The sequence below is a fragment of the Anaerotignum propionicum DSM 1682 genome (assembly GCF_001561955.1).
GTDB lineage: Bacteria > Bacillota > Clostridia > Lachnospirales > Anaerotignaceae > Chakrabartyella > Chakrabartyella propionicum.
In genome coordinates, this window is sequence record NZ_CP014223.1 from 515,285 (window position 1) to 537,627 (window position 22,343).

Sequence of the window (22,343 nt, forward strand, 5' to 3'; positions counted from 1 at the left end):
ATGAGCGAGAATTGTTCACACAACTGCGGAAGCTGTTCTTCCGACTGTTCAAGCAGAAAACCTGCTGATCTTTTGGTGCCGCCCAACGAGCATAGTGAAATTAAAAAGGTAATTGCTGTTGTCAGCGGTAAGGGTGGCGTTGGAAAATCAATGGTGACCTCGTCTATGGCTGTTTTAATGAATCGGTTGGGCAAAAAAACAGCGATACTGGATGCAGATATTACAGGTCCATCCATTCCAAAGGCTTTTGGCATGACACAGAAGGCTTATGGAACAAAAACTGAAATAATTCCTTGTGAAACCAAAACGGGGATAAAGGTAATGTCTGTGAACCTTTTGCTGGACAATGAAACAGATCCTGTGGTATGGCGTGGGCCAATTATTGCAGAAACTGTAAAGCAGTTTTGGAAGGACGTTGTTTGGGGCAATGTTGATTATATGTTTATTGATATGCCTCCGGGTACAGGGGACGTTCCCTTGACGGTATTTCAATCCATAGCCATTGACGGAATTATTATTGTCACATCTCCACAGGAACTGGTAGGAATGATTGTGGATAAGGCTGTCAAGATGGCTGAAATGATGAATGTACCAATACTGGGTATTGTAGAAAATCTTTCATATTTTGTCTGTCCCCAGTGCAGTGAAGTACATAAGATTTTTGGGGAAAGTAATATAGATGCTATTGCTAAGAAACACAATATACCCACGGTTTGCAAATTGCCCATTGACCCTAGTATTGCAGCACGCTGCGACAGAGGAGAAACTGAAGAATTAGAGGGAGAATGGTTATTGCCAATGGTTTCATTTTTAGAAGAAAAATGACGGGGCTCTACTTTTACGCATAATAGATAAAAATAGATTTGTTAAGCTTAAAAAAACAGAGGCAGTAATATTTTTTGCGGAAGCGTTTAAAGTATTTTTCATGAACTTATGGAGAACGAAATACTTCTACTAAGAACAGAGTATTTAAAACTTTTGGTTTTAGAGCCCTCTGTTCTTTTTATTTCTACAAGGTAGGGAGGGAATAAGTTTTCTAAAAACGAACAGGATCTTTTTGAGTGGTTTCCTTGCAGGTAAACCTTGATACAAGTGAAAAGGATTAGCCTGACTCCGACAAAATGAAATTAGGCAGGGTTAGGGAATTCAATTATATGGATAATGAAGGAATCCATGATTCATATTGAGAAGATATATAAACATAAAGTTAAGGGTTCTTTATTTATGATGCATGAGCAATCATTTGAAATTAACATTTTCCTTTAGACAAGTAAGAAGAGATACTATGAACAAAAAAAGCGGCAATGTCTGTTTATACGGCAAGAAAGGAAGAGAAAATACGTAATAATTGCTGTAAATATGCACAACGAGGGAAATATGAGGTTTTTGTTTTAACTATGTATCGCCAAAAATACGATAAAATGTTGAAAATGAGTTATTATTTAGTACTTTATAGCAATTTCTTGCTTTATATTTAAAATAATTTCGTTAAAATGTATCAATTCCTTCGAAATGAAAACTTTCCGTTTTTTAAGACTGAATGAATAAATTAAGTCAAAAAGTTTTGGGTTTTTTAATAAAAATTGTACATTTTTAAGTAAAAAGGCTTGTTAAGGTTATTTTCATTTATAAAAAAATACTTGTTTTTTTGCTGTAATAATATAAAATAGTAAATAGGTTACAGAATCTGAGGGAACATCTTTATTTTGTATTCGACAATAAAAATCATTCGTTATCGTGGGGACGATGAATACTGTCATACAAAGAGTAGGGGTGATGGTTCTGACCGGTGAAATTATCTTATAAATAATTTGGGAGGTAGTAAAATGGAAGCAATTAACAATTTTGTGTCCACCATCAATGGTTTTGTGTGGGGTCCTGTAATGCTGGTTTTGTTGTTTGGTACACACGTGTTCCTGACAATCAGAACAAAATTTATTCAGAGACACATCGGTAAGGCAATTAAGCTTTCTGTAACAGCTGACAATGAGGCAGAGGGCGATGTTTCCGGTTTTGGTGCATTAGCAACTGCATTGGCTGCTACAATTGGTACAGGTAATATTGTTGGTGTTGCAACAGCGGTAGCTTTAGGTGGTCCTGGTGCAGTTTTCTGGTGCTGGTTGACAGGTCTTTTCGGTATTGCAACAAAATACGGCGAAGCTTTGTTGGCAATCAAATACAGAGTGAAGGACAGCACTGGTTCTATGATTGGTGGTCCTATGTATGCATTGGAAAGAGGCCTTGGACAAAAATGGTTGGGCGTATTATTTGCACTGTTTGCAGGTATTGCATGTTTCGGTATTGGCAATATGACTCAGGCAAACTCCATTTCTACAATGGTACGCGATAACTTTGGTTTACCTACTTGGATTACAGGTATTGTTATTACTGTTGCCACAGGTTTGGTTATTTTGGGTGGCGTAAAATCTATCGCTAAGGTTTGTGAGAAATTAGTACCCTTAATGGCAGGTTTTTATATTTTAGGTTGTCTTATTATTATTGTAATCAACGCTCCTTATATTGGTTCTGCGTTTAAGATGATTATTGGTAGTGCGTTTACAGGTACTGCAGCTGGCGGCGGTTTTGCCGGAGCAACAGTAATGATGGCAATTCGTTTCGGTATTGCTCGTGGTTTGTTTACAAACGAAGCTGGTTTAGGTTCCGCACCTATCGCAGATGCTGCTGCTATGACAAGAAACCCTGTTCGTCAGGCTTTGATTGCTATGTCCGGTGTTTTCTGGGATACAATTATTGTTTGTGCTTTAACAGGCTTGGTTTTGGTAACTTCTATTTTGAAGAGTCCAGAAGCTATGGCAGGATTAAACGGCGGTGCATTGACATCTGCTGCATTTAATCATATTCCGGTAATTGGTCCTATCGTATTAACAATTGGTCTGATTACATTCGCATGGTCTACAATTTTAGGTTGGAGCTATTACGGCGAAAGATCTTGGGTTTACTTAGTGGGCACAAAATCAGTTATGCCTTTCCGTCTTGCTTGGGTTATTGTAGTATTTATCGGTAGCGTTACTGCCCTTGACTTAGTATGGAATATTGCGGATACATTAAATGCGATGATGGCATTCCCTAACTTAGTTGCTTTACTTGGATTAAGTGGCGTAATTGTATCTGAAACAAAGAAATTTCTGTGGGATGACAATATGGAAGGTTGGTCCACAGATGAAATCCCTACAGTTAATAGATAATTCAGTGTTTTAAATCCCACGCGAGAAAGACGGCTTAAATGCCGTCTTTTTTTATGCATAAATGTAAACCGAAGTAAGCTATCCCATATCCAACGTTATCTGAGAAGCTACACGTAAATCATTCTGAGTTTAACTTATGGTGTTTAGGAAAAAAGGCGCTAGATGAATTATATTTTGGAAGTCTCAGAGACTTGCTGAAAAGACTTTATCATGTTGGATAGAGTCTTTTCTAAATGAATTTGAAGCTATTTCTTCAAATAGTATAAAAAATATTTTTTGGGCTAACAAAACAGATGATACAACTGCATTGTTCAAAAAAAACTGTATACTAAAATAAAAAACGAGATAATTTATAAAATTTTTACGACAAATTTCATATGTTAAATGCAAAAAAATAATAGATGTTATATTAATTTTGAAAAAATTAAGAAGTCATGACAAATAATTCGTGGATATTTTCAAAAAATTGTCCTGAAATTTGTACAAAAAATGTCCTCCCATAATAAACACTTGTATTTTCATAAAAGTTATGTACAATGAATACAAGGTCTGAAGTTCTTAATAAAATACTTTTTATTGCATAAATAATAGTTTGTTTTTTAAATATTATAGATGTAATTTTATAAATCAGACCTAAATGAACTAATATATACATTATATAATTTTAGGGAGGAAATAAAAATTATGGAGGCAATTAACAGTTTTGTAGATGCAGTAAATGGTTTTGTCTGGGGACCAGTCATGCTTGTTTTGCTATTTGGTACACACATTTTTTTAACAGTTCGTACAAAATTTATACAACGGTACACATTCAAGGCAATTAAACTTTCTGTCACACCTGATACTGAGGCCGAAGGAGATGTATCGGGGTTTGGTGCATTAACAACCGCATTGGCAGCGACAATTGGTACTGGTAATATTGTGGGTGTTGCAACAGCAGTTGCATTAGGTGGCCCAGGTGCCATCATGTGGTGTTGGCTAACAGGTTTGTTTGGCATTGCAACAAAGTATGGAGAGGCGTTGCTGGCAATTAAATACAGAGTGAAGGATAAAACAGGAGCCATGGTTGGAGGCCCTATGTATGCCCTTGAGAGAGGACTTGGCCAGAAATGGCTAGGCGTTATATTTGCTATATTTGCTGGTGTTGCGTGTTTTGGCATTGGTAATATGACACAGGCAAACTCCATTTCAACGATGGTACTAAACAATTTTCATGTTCCGCAATGGATTACGGGTATTGTTTTGACTGTTGCTACGGCTTTAGTTATTTTAGGAGGCGTAAAGTCAATTGCTAAGTGTTGCGAAAAGCTGGTTCCGCTAATGGCAGGATTATACATATTAGGATGTGTAGTGATATTAGTGATTAATGCACCTTATCTTGGAGCAGCATTTAAGTTAATTGTAAGTAGTGCGTTTACGCCAACGGCTGCAGGCGGCGGATTTGCCGGTGCTACGGTTATGATGGCAATTCGTTTTGGTATTGCACGTGGTTTATTTACCAATGAATCAGGCTTAGGTTCCGCACCCATTGCGGCAGCAGCAGCGATGACAAAAAATCCTGTTCGCCAGGCATTAATTGCAATGTCAGCTGTATTTTGGGATACAATTATTGTTTGTGCCTTGACAGGTCTGGTGCTGGTTAGTTCTATATTAAAATCACCAGAAGGAATGGCAAATTTGGATGGAGGGGCTTTAACATCAGCTGCGTTTAATCATATCCCTGTAATTGGTCCAATTGTATTAACCATCGGCTTGGTTACATTTGCATGGTCTACTATTTTAGGCTGGAGTTATTACGGTGAGAGAGCATGGGTTTATTTGGTAGGGACAAAGTGCATTAAGCCTTTTCGTATTGCTTGGGTTATTGTATCATTTGTTGGTTGCGTTATGTCCTTAAAGTTGGTCTGGAATATTGCAGATACGTTAAATGCCATGATGGCATTTCCGAACTTAATTGCTTTATTAGGCTTGAGTGGGGTCATTGTATCAGAAACAAAGAAGTATTTATGGAGTGAGAATTTAGATGACTGGTCGGCAGATGAAATTCCATCACTTGATAGATAAAAGAAGACTCATTTTTAAAAACGGTGCAGTAGTGCCGTTTTTTTTGTGTAGCGATTTATAATTACGAAGAACCGGTTTAAGAAATGAGGGGACTGTATATATATTTAGGCAAAATAGTGGAAAAAAGAGAGAGGGTAAAGAATAATTGCAGATGAATTTGAATGGCTTTTTTTTCTTAAATTACAAGCAAGAAAAAAGCCAAAGTATAAAAATGATGTTAAGAACTTGTTAAAAAAAAGACGCCGTTGTCGTATTTTTATGGAAAATGAAGCTAATTGAAGCAAAATGCTGCTTATTGAGGAATGGTCTTGTATGCAAATTGACTTAAAATATGGATTTATATTAGTTAAAATTTAAGTTTGTTACAATCTTTTTGAAAAATCTCAAATTTTACTATGTATTTTTAATATATATTACACAAATATTTTTAAAAAATTGTTATTATAATAAGAATGAATGCATAGTTTTATAATAAAAAAAATATAAAACGTGTTTTGAAGTCACAAAAATAGCTTGAAATTTGCAGAAAAATCGGTAAAATAGGATACAAGCAAGAGGCTCTGGTCTGTCAACAAAGAGGCTGACAATGATAATCTATTAACAAAGTTAATGTGGGGTGAACAGTAACAAAGGCATTTAGAATTAGAGACTCTGGCGAACGCACTCATTCTTAATTAATTTAGGGGGGAATAACATGGAAGCAATAAATAATTTTGTATCCACCATCAATGGCTTCGTTTGGGGCCCTGTTATGCTGTTTCTGTTGTTCGGCACACATGTGTTTTTGACAATTAGAACAAAATTTGTACAGAGACACATTGGCTTAGCAATCAAACTTTCTGTAACACCTGACAATGAGGCTGAGGGTGATGTATCCGGCTTTGGCGCTTTGGCAACTGCTTTGGCAGCAACAATTGGTACCGGTAATATTGTTGGTGTTGCAACTGCCGTAGCTTTAGGCGGCCCCGGTGCAATTTTGTGGTGCTGGTTGACTGGTCTTTTCGGTATTGCTACAAAATACGGCGAGGCTCTGTTGGCAATCAAATACAGAGTAAAAGACAAAACCGGATCTATGGTGGGCGGACCTATGTATGCACTTGAAAGAGGTCTGGGACAAAAATGGTTAGGCGTATTATTTGCTATATTTGCAGGCATTGCTTGCTTCGGTATTGGTAATATGACTCAGGCTAACTCAATTGCAACAATGGTTGAAGCAAACTTTCATATTCCCACATGGATTACAGGCATTGTTTTAACGATTGCAACAGCCTTAGTTATTTTGGGCGGTATTAATTCCATCGCAAAGACTTGTGAAAAGCTGGTTCCTTTTATGGCTGGTTTTTATATCTTAGGTTGTATTATCATTCTTATCATTAATGCACCTTACATAGGTGCTGCGTTTAAGACAATCGTAGTTAGTGCCTTTACACCAACGGCAGCAGGTGGCGGATTTGTGGGTGCAACAGTAATGATGGCAATTCGTTTTGGTATTGCCCGTGGTTTATTTACAAACGAATCCGGTTTGGGTTCTGCACCTATTGCTGATGCTGCTGCAATGACAAGAAACCCTGTACGTCAGGCTTTGATTTCCAGCTCGGGCGTTTTCTGGGATACAATCGTTGTTTGCGCATTAACAGGTCTGGTTTTGGTAACTTCTATTTTGAAGAATCCGGATGCAATGGCAGGCTTAAACGGTGGTATGCTGACAACAGCAGCTTTTGATACAATCCCTACAGTTGGACCTATCGTACTTACAGTTGGTTTGATTACATTTGCTTGGTCTACCATTTTGGGCTGGAGCTACTATGGCGAAAGATCTTGGGTTTATCTGGTTGGTACCAAGGCAATCAAACCTTTCCGCGTTGCATGGGTAATCGTTGTATTCATCGGCTGTGTAACAGCTCTTGATCTTGTTTGGAACATTGCGGATACATTGAATGCGATGATGGCATTCCCTAACTTAGTTGCTTTACTTGGATTAAGCGGCGTTATTGTTTCTGAAACAAAGAAATATCTTTGGGATGACAATATGGACGGTTGGTCTACAGATGAAATTCCTACAGTTAACAAATAACTTTGTGCAATAAAACCCCACGACAAAAGGACGGCATTTGATGCCGTCTTTTTGTTTGCAAAAAACTTTGAATAATGCACAAAAAAAACCACGATTTAAAAATCGTGGTTTTAAAGTGTGAGTGACATGATTCGAACACGCGGCCTTCTGATCCGTAGTCAGACGCTCTATCCAGCTGAGCTACACTCACATATCTTTTTGGAACATTACATATGATAATTGATTCGGACAAATTTGTCAAGAGATATTTTGTATATTTGTAAAATAATTGGCGTTGTATGATAAAACATTCAGTCGGAGTTTACTCCGACTGAATGTATAAGCTGTCCGTTGATAATGGCATTATTTATGTTTATTGATATAAGGTAAAATTTTTGCAAGCTGTTTTGTATAGGAGAATCTATTTTCCACCAGCTTTCGTGGTAACTTAGTTATTTTTTTGCAGCCCTTGCACCGATAACCAAAGGAATTGCAGGGGGAGATACCTTTTCCGGTTTATTTCCGCTTTGCAGTATTTTTTCATAAAGGCTCTCAACACAGGTGCAAAAGTTTTCGGCAGAAAGGTTTTTCATCGTTTCCATGCCTGCTTTTGAGAGATTGTTGTGCAAAGCTTCATCGGTAAGCAACTGATAAAGTAAGTCAGGTAAAGCTTCTGCATCTTCAAATAATAAGCCTGTTTTGTTGTGGCTGATAATGTTTTGAATACAAGGGTCGTCTTTAGCAACAACAGGTACACCTGCCGCCATTGCTTCGGCAAAGGTCAGGCCTTGTGTTTCTGTTACAGATGCACTGCAAAAAACATTCCCCAGTTGATAGTATTTGCCGATTTCAGTCCATGGTTTTCCTCCGGTAAAAATAAGATGATCCCCGATGCCTAAATTTTTCGCCAAAAGCTCCAGATTTTCTTTCTCTGGCCCTTCACCTACAATTACCATCTTCGCATCAGGCAATTTCTCCAAAAGTTCTGGCATGGCACCTAATACCACGTCGATGCTTTTTTCCTTTGCTACACGACCGATTGAGAGAACAACGGGAGTATCTGCCTCAAGTCCCACAGAATGGCGCAGGGCAAGAATTTCTTCTGGGGAATAATTCTCTTTACGAAAATGGGCAGTATCAATTCCTGTTGGTATAATTGAGATTGGGGTAGTAACCCCATAACTGATAAGAAGATCCTCAGTTTTTTTTGTTGGTGCAATCACATCTGTAGTTGCATTACAGAAAAATTTGCTATACTCTCTAGCCATCTCCTGGGTGATGATATGACCACCCGCAATGTAGTGCACATAGTCTTCATACATTGTGTGATACGTGTGCACCAAGGGAATTCCCTGCGTAGTCGAAATGTATTTGCCCAAAAAACCTAAAGAGAATTCTGTTTGGGTATGAATAATGTCCAAATTCATAGAATGAATTTTTTTGGAAAGATGAGGTGGGCATAGCAAGCCGGCACGGAAATTCTTCAAAAATAAGAATGGCATGCTGGGAATTCTATATACATTTGGTTCATCTATTTCCGGTGTACGTGGATCCCATGGGGTGAAAATGTAAACATTATGTCCCTTTTTCTCCAGTCCGTGAGCCAATGTGCGAATGGATGTGGCGACACCGTTTAGTTGAGGATAATACGTGTCTGAAAATATACCTATATTCATAAAAATGCTCCTTAACTCCATAATAATAAATCATGTCCTTGTTGAAAGTTTAATACACTTCTAATTTTTTTACAACTAAGAAATATTTATGAAATTGTAAAGAATTTATTAAACTGCTCCGTTTGCTGTTTTATGATATACTGTAATAAGTATAGAATGGAGCGTAAAATATGAGTAAATTGCTAAACGAAAATCAAAGAATTGCAGTGAATCATGGGGAAGGACCCATGTTGGTTCTGGCTGGGCCGGGCAGTGGAAAGACTACGGTAATCCTATGCAGATTGCGGCGGTTTTTGTCGGAAAATAAAAATAAAGGAATTCTTGTTGTGACTTTTACAAAGGCAGCCGCAACGGAAATGAAGGAAAGGTTTGGAGAACGAGGAAGTGACAGAATTTTATTTGCTACATTCCATAGTCTCTTTTTTCGTATTTTACGGCGTACCTATGGATATACCTCCGAAAAAATCATAGGGGAGGAGGAAAAATCCAAAGTTTTGCAAGGAATTCTATCAGAAAAAAATTGGAGCTTAAACGACCCTGAGGAGTTTATTTCCCAATTTATAATGCAGGCCTCTTTTATGGGCAATGAACTGCTTACGCCTATGGAGTTTATTCCAGAAGGTATGGAACGGGACATGTTTCGGCAATTGCATCGGGCATATGAGAGTTATAAAGAGCGCCATGGAAAGCTTGATTTTGATGATATGCTGATTCAATGCTATGAGCTTCTTATGGAAGATCAAAAGACCTTAGCTTTTTGGCAAGAAAAGTTTCCATATATTATGGTGGATGAATTTCAGGATATAAATAGGGTGCAATATGAATGCTTGCGTTTATTGGCGGCACCAAGAAATAATCTGTTTGTGGTGGGTGATGATGACCAAAGCATATATGGTTTTCGGGGCTCTCGCCCTGATTTTCTTCTGGAATTTGAAAGGCAATATCCTGAGAGTCAAAATGTAGTTTTAGATATAAACTATCGTTCTAGCGAACGCATTCTCTCTCTGGCAGGAAAAGTAATTGACGTGAATGAACGACGCTTTGGCAAGGAATTGAAGGGAGCCAATGGAAAAGGGGAAAAGGTCTCCTTTTTTCTGGCGGAGGATACTACGGCGGAAGCAGAAAAAGTTGCGGAGAAAATAGGCAGTTTACTGGAAGACGGTATTGCCCTGAATGAAATTGCTGTTATCTATCGTACCAATCTGCAAGGAGGTGCCTTTGCCAGGGCGCTGTATCGCCGGGGGATTCCTTATGTGATGCGAGAGGGCGGGGGGAACATTTATGACCATTGGATTGCCAAGGACATCCTTGCGTATCTAACCCTTGGGGAGAGCGCAGATGCAGACAGTGCTCTGCGGCGCATTATAAATAAGCCAAAACGTTACATAAGTAAAGAAATGTTAGAAGATGCGGAAAAGATGCCATATACCTTGCTCAGAAGTTTTTTTGTCTGCCCTTCTTTAAAAAAGTGGCAGGAAGAGAGCCTTGAGAATCTACAGCGGGATTTGATACAGATAGGAAAAAGAAATCCTTATAATGGGATAAACTATATACGGCGGGTAATCGGTTATGATGAATATTTGGAGGAATATGCAGCATTTCGCAAATCCAGCGGAAGGGCATTTCTAGAAATTGCCGATGAAATAACGGAAATTGCGAAAAAAACAATGGACGTAAGAGAATTTCGTGGAAATCTGGAGGAAATGAGCCGCCAAATGCAGGAACAAGTTCGAGAGAAAAACGTCATAAATAAAGGGGTTACCTTATCCACCATGCATGGTGCAAAGGGCTTAGAGTTTTATGCAGTTTTTTTACCTTCGCTGACAGAAGGGGTAGTGCCCCATGAGCGTGCAATGGAAGGTCTGGAGGAAGAACGACGTTTGTTTTATGTGGCTTTGACCAGAACCAAGGAAAAGCTATGCTTATCTGCCACCAGAAATCGCTACGGTAAGGAAACAAAGCCTTCCAGATTTTTGAAGGAGATGGGTTTAGATGTGGATGGGCTATATATAAAGAAACCTTAAAAAATCGTAAGGAAATGTTAAAACATTACATCTTTTTGATTGCTATAATAGAATCTAGTTAAAAAAGCATCAAAGCACCTTGTTTTTAAGGCTCTTCAACGTCAAAATAGGGAGGACAGCTTTGTTTTATAAAAAGTTGTTTTTCCTGAAAGACTTAAAAAGTTTTCATTGTACTGGAGACTAGATTGGATTCCATTCTGGAAAATGACAAAAAATTCTATCAGTCACATAGGTAATACCATAACAATGAACGGTTTTATTATTAATATTGCGGAGGGGATTATGAAATATCAAAAGAAGCAAGAAATGAAGAAAAAGATATTGGCAATGATTGCAATGCTTATGGCATGCATAATGGTTTTAAGTTTGATTGCACCGTTTACAATTTTTGCCGCACCAGTAACTACAAACGCGAAAGCAGCAATTGTAAGCAATGGAGACGAAAGTGCGGTGGATGATACCATCGGGTCATTAAAAACCTTCGGAAAGGAACAATTCGATGTTGAGCTTCAAGCCGGCTTTGATGGTAATTATATTGTAAAAAAGACAATGCCTGTGCGGGGTGTGATTACCAATCATGGTAATGCTTTTCATGGAGAGGTGCAAATTAAGGCTTATACAAGAACTGTAAATAGAGATAAGGAATATGCCATCTATTATCAAAAGCTCGATTTGGAACAAGGTGCTTCCAAGGCAATTGATATGGCGGCAACCATGGGGAGTATACACAAATACTTAGAAATATCTTTGGTCGATGAAAAAGGAAATAAGGTTTATCAGGATTATTTATTTTTAACGGCTAAGGACCCCAAAACAATTGTGATTGGCGTGCTAAGTGAGAGTACTCAGGATTTAAAGTATCTGAGCAATTTACATCTTGCTCAGATTATTGAGGATAATCAAGCTACCCAAGAAAATTATCAAACAGAATTGAATAAAAAATATGACTATCCTGTGTATTTAAATGAAAGTACTTTTCCCAGTAACATTGAAATATTAAATAGCTTTTCTGTTTTCGTTGTGGATGATTTTGATTTTTCTGCACTCACCCAGGAGCAGAGACAAGCTCTTCATCAGTGGGTTCTGGGTGGCGGAACTATAGTGGTAGGTACAGGTGCGGCGGCACAAAAAACACTGAAAGGCTTGGATTTTTTAGCAAACATTCAGGTGAAGGGAACCACCACAGCCGCTGAGGTAATGGGAGTAACAGGAGAAATTCCTCTGGCGCAACTAAGCGGAGAAGGCTTAGCTGATTTATGGGGAAGTGATGGGATAAAGTATCTTTCGGTTTTAGAAGCAGGTAAAGGTCATGTGATTCTCAGTCATTTTTCTTTATCCCAAGCCCCTATGGCAGGACAGGATACAACATTGGAAATGCTGACTGTGGCTCTACGTCAAGTGGCGTCTGAGGCTTTCGCTGTAAATTTATATGATGAGGGTTATTATGACAGCTTGCGCTACATTGCTACTGATTTTCCTCCTTTTGAAATGAACTCTATCTTATTCATCTTTGGTGCAATTGGAGTTTACATTGTAATAGTAGGACCAATTCTTTATTTCATTCTAAAGAAAAGGGATAGGAGAGAGAAAGGTTGGATTTTTGTTCCTGCTTTTTCTCTTGTGTTTATGGGATTGGTATTCCTTTTGGCACAAAGTAGTACCTACAAAAGTGGTATGATTCATACGGTTTCGGTTGTTGAAATGCAGAAAGGTTCTCATATTGCAAAGGCAGATACAGGTATGGCAATCAAATATGCAAGCAAAGGGAGTGTAACCTTTAGCTCTGATGAAAAAATACCAATAAGCATCAATATGGATGAAAATTATTACAGAGAATCCTTAAGCAATAATGAGAAATGTGCATATCGCATTTTATGCGGAAATACAACAGAGGTAACCTTTTCAGACAGTGAAAGCTGGGGTACTCAGTATTTTGGCACACAAAGCAGTGTGGACTTGGGTGGTAATGTTGAGAGCACCGTTAAGATGAAGGATGGAAAATATGTAGGTGAAATTATCAATCATACCAATATTGATTTCTATCGGGTAGTCTTGATGTTGGATGGTAATTTTCATGCATTTGAGTCTTTGAAGGCCGGAGATACGCTAAAGGTTGACCTCAAAAAAGCTGATCTGGAAAAAGAGAATGAAAATCTTTATGGGGGATTCAACGATGAAGCCATCAGAAAACAAGTGACAAACGGTGAAATAACGAGGAAAGAAGCCTACATGTGGTACATGGAGCACGATTTGCGTGAGCGTTACTATAATTATCAACAAAACACGTCTTTAATCCCAGTTACTTTTTACGGTTATAGTCAAAAGTCTATTTTGAGTGGGGAGAAAAAGTTGAATGGAAAGCAGGTGCTGGAAGATAGTTTGACTATGTATAAACAAGATTTTCCGCTGGAGTTATCCAAACAGGAACAGTTTGAAATTGGCTTGAAGGGAACCATTGATTCAAACGCAAAATTCAACGAAAATTATGATGAATTTGGTTCCACGCTATATCCTTATGAGGAATCAGATTTTTATATTACCTATGCTTTGCCGGAAGGGGTTAAGGTCAATCAGATGGAGCTTCAGGGAACTGCCAGAGATTATGTGTCGCTTCCTGAAGTGCTGACTATATTTAACCGAAAGACCAAGGAATGGGATGAAGTTAATTTGGGAGAGAAACTTGCTGTTGAAAATTATATTGATGATAGCAATATGGTGGAAATAATGATGCATTGCTTAAAAGAAAAAGAAACGGTTTTGCCTAAATTATGGATGCAAGGAGGTGGTCTGTTTGCTGGAAATTAAGGATCTAGTCAAAAATTATGGTAAATTTACCGCGGTGGACCGCCTGACATTATCAGTGGGAAAAGGTGCAATCTGCGGATTTGTAGGACCAAATGGTGCGGGGAAGACTACCACCATGCGTATTATGTCGGGGTTATTGAATGCTACCTCTGGCAATGTGATTATAGATGGTGTTGACGTAACAAAAAACCCCAGAGCTTTGCGGGAAAAAATCGGTTATATGCCTGACTTTTTTGGAGTATATGATAATCTAAAGGTAACAGAGTATATGGATTTTTATGCGGGAGCTTATGGCATTGCGTATAAGGATAGAGCGCCAATTATTGATAATCTTTTGGAAATTGTAGACTTATCCCATAAAAAAGATAGTTATGTTGATTCCCTTTCAAGGGGAATGAAGCAAAGGCTTTGCTTGGCAAGAAGCCTTGTCCATGACCCTGAACTTTTAATTTTAGATGAACCTGCGTCAGGCCTTGACCCAAGAGCCAGGGTAGAGATGAAAGAGGTTTTAAAGCAGTTGCAGGAGATGGGAAAGACCATTATCATCAGCTCTCATATTTTGCCTGAACTGGCAGAAATGTGTACAGAGGTATGTATTATTAATCATGGAAAGCTGGCGGCGCAAGGTTCTGTTCAGGAAATCATGCAGAAATTGAGTCAAAAGAGAATCATTCACATTGAACCTCTCAGAGAAATGGAAAGGATGATTCAAATTTTGAAGGAACAGCCCATGATTCGATCTATTGTGGAAAACACGAAAGATGTGGAGCTGGATTTTACAGGCACCAATGAAGAACTTTCCGACGTTTTAAAGCAATTGATATTGGCGGATATTCCACTGCTTTCCTTCAAGGAGAAGGAAGGAAATCTGGAAGAAGTGTTTATGCAGGTAACAGGAGGTGAAAGCATATGATGAACCCTGTATTAAGAAGAGAGGCAATTACCTCCTTACGTGGATGGAAAAACTACGCTGTATTGACGTTTTATTTGCTTATGATGACATTGGGGGCAGGCGTTTTCTTTTACGCCAGCGTGTTTCAATCGTATCGTTTCTCCTTTGATCCTCAAAATATTGTTTATTTGTACGTAACCTTAGCAGCGATACAGATGGCATTGATTGTGTTATCGGTTCCTGCCTTGACTGCGGGCAGTATCAGCGGGGAAAGAGAGCGACAGACTTTGGATTTGCTCTTGGTGACTAAGCTTTCACCTTTTTCTATCGTAACTGGAAAGCTTTTATCCTCTATGGCGTTTGTACTGCTTTTGATTGTTAGTACACTGCCTGTTTTCTCCATTGTATTTTATTTTGGAAGTTTGGGTATTAGTTCCCTTTTGATGATGATTGGTTTTACTTTGACCACAGCGTATATGCTTGGTGGAATCTCTGTATTCTTTTCGTGCATTTACAAAAGAACGGTGGTTTCCATTATGCTGGTGTATATTGTGACTGGCGTTTTATGTTTTGGGACATTGCTTATGGTATTATTGCCGATGGCAACAAGGGGTTATGGCCAACTTTCAAGTACAGCCACCCTTATAAAATTAATTCCAAATCCAGGGGTTGGATTCTTTTCTTTGATTGATCATCAGATTGGTACCAGTATTGTAGATAATGTATTTTTTAATAATATAAATGGCACAAAAAGAAGCTTTGTTTTATGGGCATCAGGAAACCTTTGGGTACTGCATATGGCATTTCAGGTTGTCATTGGGTCCATTTTTGTAGTATTGGCGGCAGGTTTAATTAATCCTGTGCGAGAGCATAAGCAAAGAGATAAAGTAACTAAGACGAAAAAGAAAAAAAGCGAGGAATAAGCGATGGGCAAGTTTCATACCCTATTGGTTCCATTAAAAAGAAAATTGTTTTTTGAAGGTTTTCTTCAAAAACTCATTGGTTTTTGGCTGGCGGCAAGTATACTTGGACTTGCCGTTACTTTGCTGTCAAAAATTATTTTTCTGCCTGATGTAATTTTAATTATTCTTGGTATTTTTATGCTTGCTTTTCTTTTAGCGGCAGGATATGCCATTGCAAAGCGCCCGGATTTTCGTAAAGCGGCGGCGGCGGCAGATGCTTTAGGCGGTCAGGAACGTATGATTACTACCTTGGAGTTATTGCAAAAGCAGGAGCCCTCCAGTATGGAAAAAATGGCAATAGCGGATGGAATGAAAATTGGCTCGCAAACGAATTTCTCCAAGGCATATCGGGTGGGCATTCCAAAGAGATTGCTTCAATGGATAGCATTGTTTCTAATTCTTACCATGGCGACAGGCTTTTTGCCATCTCCTCGAGAGGAAAAGGCTGAGATTTATGCAAAGGCAAAACTTGTACAGATTGAAAAGGTAATCAAGGATGTGGAAAAAGACGAAGCCCTTTCTGCGGAAGAGAAGAAGCTTTTGCAAAAGGAAATGAAAGCACTTTCTAAGGAACTTAAGCGTGCTCCCAGTAGGGAAGCAGGGGAAACAGCGGTGCAAAAAGCACAACAGGAGATGAAACAGCTGGAGAAGGACAGTGTCTCTAAGGATTTAAAGAAGTTGGCTCAGGAATTTGCAAAAGAAGAGCTTACTGCACCATTATCTGAGGCTGCGGAAAAAGGTGACGCAAAGGCAATTGAACAGGCAATTGCAAAGCTTCAGGAGCAAATGAAGAAGCTTACAGAGGAGCAGCTTTCTGCTTTGGGCAAACAGATGGGCGCAGCGGCGGCGCAAATGAGTGATGCGGATTTGGCAAAGGCACTGGAGCAATTAGCAGAAGCTTTGGAAAACGGAGAAATCTCTTCCAAGTTGTTGGAACAGCTTCAGCAACAAATGACTTCCCAAAGCCTAGAAAATGCAGAATTAAGAAAAGCACTGCAAAATGCCAATCAGGCGTTAGGCGATGCAAGGGGTGAAAAACCTCAGCAAGGCCAAGGCCAAGGCCAAGGTCAGGGTCAAGGGCAAGGCGCAGGCCAAGGACAAGGTGCAGGTCAAGGACAAGGTGCAGGTCAAGGACAGGGGCAGGGAGGCGCAGGCCAAGGCGGCAACGGTCGAGGTAGCGGACATATTGAAGGAGAAGAAATATTTACGAGAAAAGCCGCAGACAAGGCGGGATATAACACCCAAGTAAGCGGAACCAAGAATGAGGGTGGTGATAGTTCCATAACCCAGCAGAAAACCATCGGAGAGGACGGGGAACGTTTGCCTTATGAGCAGGTTTTCCATAGCTATCAGAATGATGCAATAAAGGCATTGGATGAACAAAATACTCCTTTTGGTATGCGTCAGCTGGTATCTGATTATTTTTCCACGCTAGAGAGATAGGCCTTGGTTTCGGAGCAGGAATTTGCTTCACAAAAAAAGAGTTCTTGTTAAAAGTTTGGGTCAAGCCTTCAAAGGCTTGCTGGTTTCGGGGTGGTGCCACGAGACTTTGGGCTTAAGTCAGCATTTGATTTAATTAGAAAAAACTTGAGAATAAGATTGTTTAAAGTTTGGGTCAAACCTTTACAAAGGCTTGCAGAGTTCGGAACAGCGTCCTTAAACTCTGACCTTAAGATTTTAACCTTACATTTGACCTTAGAAAGGGGGGAGCGTATGCGCTTTTTCACACCATGGGGATTGCTTGGACTTTTGGCGGTACCTGCAATTATTTTCATGTATTTGCTGAAACAAAAATATAAAGAGACGAAGGTTCCCAGCCTTTATCTATGGAAAAAAGCAATTCCGGAGTCAAAAGCACAGGAACCATGGCAAAAGCTTAGGAAAAATATCCTTATGTTCCTCCAAATTGCAGCGGCTGCGGTTTTGGCGTTTGCATTGGGCAGTCCGTATATTATGGGCAAAACCCAAGTGGTAGATTACGTCCTTGCTTTGGATTGCTCCATAAGTATGCAGGCTCGGGATGTGGCAGAAAGTAGATTTGTCGCCGCAAAAAAGGATATGCTTCGTTTGGTTGATGAGGCAGCTCCGGAAACTACCTTTTCTTTTGTGTTGCTGGGAGAGGAACCATCTTTGGTTTTAAGTGGCACCCAAGAAAAACAGGAAATACTTCGCTGTATTCAGGACACACAAGTGACAGACGGCGGCGTAGCTTGGGATAAGGCAAAGGAAATTTTGGAAGCGGAACGAGACGTTCTTGGTGGACAGATTGTTGTTTTTACCGATGATTATGGTTCAATGGGTGATTTGCCTGTAGAAGAACAGGTTTATAATAAAGGCGGAAATAATAGCGCTTTATCTCTATTGTCTTATTCTGAGCAAGAGGATGGTCTTTCCGTTTTGACCCGTTTGGAAAATTGGGGAGTTGGCGGAGAGGAGAAAACGGTAACTCTTTATGTGGATAATGCCGTTTTCGATACGAAGAGTTTTTTACTTGAGCGAGGAGAATCCAAGGATGTGACCTTTCGGGGAGTACCCAAGGACGCCAACTCTATCATGGTTCGCTTGTTCCCTGAGGATGACTTGATGACGGATAACATGCGCTATGTGGGTGTTTCCTCGTCAAGCAGTGAAAGAGTGCTTTTGGTTACAGAAAATAATATGTTTCTGGAAAAAGCCCTTTCTTTAATAGACAATGTGGAATTATATAAAGCTTCTCCCGAAAAAATGACGGGTATTTCAGGCTATGGGCTATATATTTTTGATGGATGCCTTCCTGAGAAAATGCCTGACGACGGGTTTATACTATTGCTGAATCCTCCTGAGAATGCATATGTTACTATGGGCGAAAAAAAGAATATAACAGCCACAGCCCGTATGTTGGATAATACCGGTCTTGCGGATATTTCTACCATTTCCTTTGAGGTATCAAAGGCACGTGCTCTGAACGCAAATTGGGGCAAGCCTCTCATACGTAGTGGAGGGGATAGCTTGGCAGTTTTTGGAGAATATCAAGGGAAGAAAACGGCTGTCTTTGGTTTTGATTTGCATGATTCGGATTTGCCCTTAAATGCAGGTTTCCCTATCTTATTTTATCGCCTAATGGAGTGGTATTTTCCTGATGGCGAAGGTGCCTTAACCCAACATCAGGCGGGAGAGACAATCTCGTTTTCATTGCGTCCGGAAACGGAAAAAGCGTGGGTTATCACGCCCCAAGGAGGCAAGATGGTTGTGGCACCCCCCTTCCCGTCACTGCCCTATACCCAAACATCGAAAACAGGTTTTTATTCTTTGGTTGAAGAAGATGGAAGCGGAACTCAGACAACTCAAATATTTGGAATAAACCCCAAGACCGAGGGCGAGTCTGACTTAACATTAAAGGGAGAACAAAAGACAGTAGAAGGTGGGCAAGCAAAGACAGTGCATGCAGGAAAGTCGATGCGAAATTTATTGCTACTGCTTTTATGCGCAATATTAATAATAGAATGGCGGGTGAATTGCCGTGAACATTGATTTTATGAAGCCTTACTGGCTATGGCTCTTACCCATTCTTGTTGGATTCATTTGGTATTTGGCGAGAAAGGGGCAGTTTGCCTCCACTTTTCGTCGCAGACTGCATACAGGAATGCGGATTGCTGTTTGCAGCTGCATCGTGCTGGCAATGGCTACTCCCCAAATATCAAAAAAATCGGATATTACTGCTACAGTATTTGCCGTAGATCGTTCTGCCAGTGTGAAAAACATAGATATTAGTGCTTTTATGAAGGAAGCAAACGATGCCCGAGGTATCAAGGACAGTGTAGGTATGGTGTGCTTTGGTAAGGAAGCGGGGGTAGAACTTTTACCTTCCTTAGAAGGGACTTTGCCTACAGAAGGATTTTTAACTTATGTGGATGAAGGCGCATCGGATTTGGCTTCAGCACTCAAGCTTTCTGGAAGCATTCTTCCTAAAGGAACGGCGAAACGTATTGTTTTGGTATCCGACGGCGAGGAGACTACATCCGATGCCCTTTTGCAGGCCAAAGCTTTGGCGGCACAAGGCGTGACCATTGATGGCTATGGGCTAACGGAGGAAATAGGGCAGGAAGTTCAAATTACAGATTTGGAGATACCTGCACTTATCAATAAGAATACGGCTTATGATATTGCTGTTCGTATAGATTCCAATGTGGGCACGCCTTTGAATGTGCGTCTCTATAAAGGAAACACATTGATTGCCAATGAATCAATCAGTGTTACATCAGGGGAAAGTCGCATTGTATTTTCAGATACGACTGCTGAGGGCGGCGGTGTGGTTTATCGGGCTGAAATTACCCCTGAAAAAGATACCCAGAGTAAGAATAATAAATTTTTTGCCTACACCTATATTGATGATATTCCAAGAGTGTTATTAATTGGTGATGGAAAAGACACAGAAGGCTGGAATGGTATTATCTCTGCTTCCAAATTGCAAGTAGAGCGGGTCTCCGCCGGTGGTGTGCCTGTTTCTACAGAACGATTGCAAGGGTATGACTGTGTGGTTATGGCTAATGTTTCAGCGAAAGATTTACCGGAAGGATTTTTAGAGGTTTTGGAGGCCTATGTGAAAACATTGGGCGGCGGTTTGATTGTCAGTGGTGGCGAAGATTCTTATGCTTTGGGGGAATATTTTCATACCCAGCTTGCTGATATGCTTCCTGTTGATATGGAGCTGAAAACAGAGGGAGAAGAGCCGGATTTGGCAATGATTATGGTGATTGACCGTTCAGGAAGTATGTCAGGGGGAGCCTATGGCATCACTCAGCTTGAGATGGCAAAAGAAGCGGCAATCCGCAGTTTGGATGGTTTTAAGGAAAAGGATCAAGTAGGTATTATTGCTTTTGACGACCAGTATCAGTGGGCAGTGCCTATGACATTGGTCAGTGGAAACAAAGCTGCCATTCAACAGCAAATTGGTGAAATTCAAGTTGGCGGCGGAACCAGTATTCTACCCGGTTTAACAGAGGCGGTACGGGCATTGTCTGAATCCAAGGCAAAAGAGAAACATATTATTCTTTTGACGGATGGGCAGGCGGAGCAGGAGGGCTATGACCCTGTATTGGCTAAAATTAAGAATAATGGAATTACCCTATCTTCTGTAGCCGTTGGTAGCGGGGCAGATACCAGTCTGTTGCGCAAATTGGCAGATGCAGGTAATGGGAGATATTACTTTACCGATGAATTTACGGACTTACCCAGTATTTTTGCCAAGGAAACCTTGTTGGCAGGAAAAGAATATCTAAACAACCGCCATTTTTATCCGAAGCAAAAGGATGCATCGGCAATATTATCAGATATCACCTCTGTTCCCAGATTAGGGGGATATATTGGCACAACGGCAAAAAGCCGTGGAGACGTGGTTTTAATCAGCGATAGAGACGAACCTATTCTTGCCACATGGCAATACGGACTTGGCAGAACTGTGGCATGGACCCCTGATGTTGGGGGAAGATGGACAAAGGAATGGCTGAGTTCAAAGGAAGGAAGCAGCATTTTAAGAAATACCCTGGGGTGGGTAATCAATGCACAAATGGCGCAGGATATGAAGCTGACTGCGGAAAGCGGCGCAAAAAAAAGCAGCCTTCGGCTGGAAATGCCCTTTGACGAAAGTATAAGTAAAATTACGGCTACTGTTTTAAATTCTCAAGGGAAGGAATTTAAAACCCAATTCAACATGACTGCTCCGGGGGTTTATCAAGGAGAGCTGGAGACAGCCCAAGAAGGTGCCTATGTTGCAAATCTTCTAATAGAAAAGAAGGAAAGCAAAGATTACTATAAAACGGGTTTTGCGCTTTCCTATCCCTCTGAATATGATATGACAAAAAAAGGAAGTGGATCTGCTTTGTTACAGCAGATAGTATCTGCAAGTGGTGGAAGGATGCTGACTAAAGGCAATGAGGTATTTGCATCTCGTCCTTTGCCTGAGGTGAACCAAAAGGACTTATCCATGCTTTTCATGGTACTGGGAATGCTCTTATTTCTACTGGATATTGCTTTCAGACGATTTACCGTTTTATTATTGACCTTGGAAGGTATGGGCTTTTCAATGGGAAATGTGAAAAAAATAGCTGTGAAAGAGAAGAAAAACCCGTTGGAAAATGTGGCAAAGAACAAAGTTTCGGAACAGATTCCTATAAAGGCAAAGGCGGATAAAAAAGAAATCTTAGAGAAGGCTACGAAAGAGAATACAGCAGCAAAATTGGTGGCGTCGAAGAAAAAAAGGGGAATTTGAAAAAAGTTCCTGTAATGTAATAAAAAAGTAATGTAATTTTTGACGATAAATATTGTAATTTAAAATATACTCCGTTATGATAGATTTATTGACTGAATTTACAAATTCAGTTATTTACATAGCGGTGTATTTTTTTCCGGTTTTTGCAATATTCTAATTTAATGAATTGAAAGAAATACTGGTATATCTAAAGATTATAAAAGTTTTTACTAAATAATAGCATTTTATCCACGGTTGAAAAGGACAAAAGCTTTGTGCAATGCGGAGAGAAGCTTGGAAGAAGTAATTTATTCCATGCAATTTTTGTGGCCGGCAAAGCCTGTAAATAATCCATGAAGTCACTAGAATAATAAGGTTTTTTACCAGATTACAAGTGTGAAATACCCTTTGTTATAAGTAATATTTATCAAAATA

The 22,343-nt window shown here is 39.7% G+C and carries 12 protein-coding genes and 1 tRNA gene; 11 read left to right on the forward strand and 2 right to left on the reverse strand.

Features of this window, described 5'->3' with window-relative positions; translation table 11 throughout:
* From CPRO_RS02395 to CPRO_RS02410, 4 genes are all read left to right on the forward strand, one after another.
* On the forward strand, positions 1 to 825 hold the full coding sequence (locus CPRO_RS02395) for an Mrp/NBP35 family ATP-binding protein (protein WP_066047495.1): 825 nt from the start codon (positions 1 to 3) through the stop codon (positions 823 to 825).
* 1,001 nt (positions 826 to 1,826) lie between these two features.
* A complete protein-coding gene (locus CPRO_RS02400) occupies positions 1,827 to 3,206 on the forward strand; it encodes an alanine/glycine:cation symporter family protein (RefSeq protein ID WP_066047498.1) in 1,380 nt (459 codons plus the stop codon).
* A 684-nt stretch (positions 3,207 to 3,890) separates the two neighbouring features.
* Entirely contained in the window at positions 3,891 to 5,270 is a 1,380-nt protein-coding gene (locus CPRO_RS02405) for an alanine/glycine:cation symporter family protein (RefSeq protein WP_066047501.1), read from the forward strand.
* A 694-nt stretch (positions 5,271 to 5,964) separates the two neighbouring features.
* Positions 5,965 to 7,344 (forward strand): alanine/glycine:cation symporter family protein, encoded by a 1,380-nt coding sequence (locus tag CPRO_RS02410; protein WP_066047504.1) that lies wholly within the window; start codon positions 5,965 to 5,967, stop codon positions 7,342 to 7,344.
* Positions 7,345 to 7,460: 116 nt separating this feature from the next.
* Here CPRO_RS02410 and CPRO_RS02415 read toward each other — a convergent pair.
* Positions 7,461 to 7,534 (reverse strand) — tRNA-Arg (locus CPRO_RS02415).
* Between the two features lie 241 nt (positions 7,535 to 7,775).
* Entirely contained in the window at positions 7,776 to 8,999 is a 1,224-nt protein-coding gene (locus CPRO_RS02420; protein ID WP_066047507.1) for a glycosyltransferase family 4 protein, read from the reverse strand.
* A gap of 170 nt (positions 9,000 to 9,169) precedes the next feature.
* On the opposite strand from CPRO_RS02420, the gene CPRO_RS02425 reads away from it, so the two are divergent.
* The 7 genes from CPRO_RS02425 to CPRO_RS02455 all read left to right on the forward strand — a co-directional run bounded on the left by CPRO_RS02425 (position 9,170) and on the right by CPRO_RS02455 (position 21,929).
* Positions 9,170 to 11,023: an ATP-dependent helicase gene (locus tag CPRO_RS02425; RefSeq protein ID WP_066047510.1), complete on the forward strand. Its 1,854-nt coding sequence runs from the start codon at positions 9,170 to 9,172 to the stop codon at positions 11,021 to 11,023.
* A gap of 282 nt (positions 11,024 to 11,305) precedes the next feature.
* Positions 11,306 to 13,828, forward strand: coding sequence for a hypothetical protein (locus CPRO_RS02430; RefSeq protein WP_143148993.1), 2,523 nt, complete (start codon positions 11,306 to 11,308; stop codon positions 13,826 to 13,828).
* Positions 13,815 to 14,741 (forward strand): ABC transporter ATP-binding protein, encoded by a 927-nt coding sequence (locus tag CPRO_RS02435; protein WP_066047516.1) that lies wholly within the window; start codon positions 13,815 to 13,817, stop codon positions 14,739 to 14,741. The genes CPRO_RS02430 and CPRO_RS02435 overlap by 14 nt, the downstream gene beginning before the upstream one ends.
* A complete protein-coding gene (locus CPRO_RS02440) occupies positions 14,738 to 15,643 on the forward strand; it encodes an ABC transporter permease (protein ID WP_066047519.1) in 906 nt (301 codons plus the stop codon). The genes CPRO_RS02435 and CPRO_RS02440 overlap by 4 nt, the downstream gene beginning before the upstream one ends.
* Positions 15,644 to 15,646: 3 nt before the next feature.
* Positions 15,647 to 17,125, forward strand: a complete 1,479-nt coding sequence (locus CPRO_RS02445; protein WP_066047522.1) for a hypothetical protein — start codon at positions 15,647 to 15,649, stop codon at positions 17,123 to 17,125.
* Positions 17,126 to 17,395: 270 nt separating this feature from the next.
* Positions 17,396 to 19,192: a vWA domain-containing protein gene (locus tag CPRO_RS02450; protein ID WP_066047526.1), complete on the forward strand. Its 1,797-nt coding sequence runs from the start codon at positions 17,396 to 17,398 to the stop codon at positions 19,190 to 19,192.
* A complete protein-coding gene (locus CPRO_RS02455; RefSeq protein ID WP_066047530.1) occupies positions 19,182 to 21,929 on the forward strand; it encodes a VWA domain-containing protein in 2,748 nt (915 codons plus the stop codon). Before CPRO_RS02450 ends, CPRO_RS02455 begins: the two co-directional genes overlap by 11 nt.
* Positions 21,930 to 22,343 lie beyond the last annotated feature (414 nt).

What these genes read in the sequence shown, in the direction of transcription:
- CPRO_RS02405 (WP_066047501.1), top strand. Translation starts at nt 3,891, where the DNA reads ATGGAGGCAATTAACAGTTTTGTAGATGCAGTAAATGGTTTTGTCTGG.
- CPRO_RS02420 (WP_066047507.1), bottom strand. Translation starts at nt 8,999, where the DNA reads ATGAATATAGGTATATTTTCAGACACGTATTATCCTCAACTAAACGGT.
- CPRO_RS02450 (WP_066047526.1), top strand. Translation starts at nt 17,396, where the DNA reads ATGCGCTTTTTCACACCATGGGGATTGCTTGGACTTTTGGCGGTACCT.
- CPRO_RS02400 (WP_066047498.1), top strand. Translation starts at nt 1,827, where the DNA reads ATGGAAGCAATTAACAATTTTGTGTCCACCATCAATGGTTTTGTGTGG.
- CPRO_RS02395 (WP_066047495.1), top strand. Translation starts at nt 1, where the DNA reads ATGAGCGAGAATTGTTCACACAACTGCGGAAGCTGTTCTTCCGACTGT.
- CPRO_RS02445 (WP_066047522.1), top strand. Translation starts at nt 15,647, where the DNA reads ATGGGCAAGTTTCATACCCTATTGGTTCCATTAAAAAGAAAATTGTTT.
- CPRO_RS02440 (WP_066047519.1), top strand. Translation starts at nt 14,738, where the DNA reads ATGATGAACCCTGTATTAAGAAGAGAGGCAATTACCTCCTTACGTGGA.
- CPRO_RS02430 (WP_143148993.1), top strand. Translation starts at nt 11,306, where the DNA reads ATGAAATATCAAAAGAAGCAAGAAATGAAGAAAAAGATATTGGCAATG.
- CPRO_RS02410 (WP_066047504.1), top strand. Translation starts at nt 5,965, where the DNA reads ATGGAAGCAATAAATAATTTTGTATCCACCATCAATGGCTTCGTTTGG.
- CPRO_RS02425 (WP_066047510.1), top strand. Translation starts at nt 9,170, where the DNA reads ATGAGTAAATTGCTAAACGAAAATCAAAGAATTGCAGTGAATCATGGG.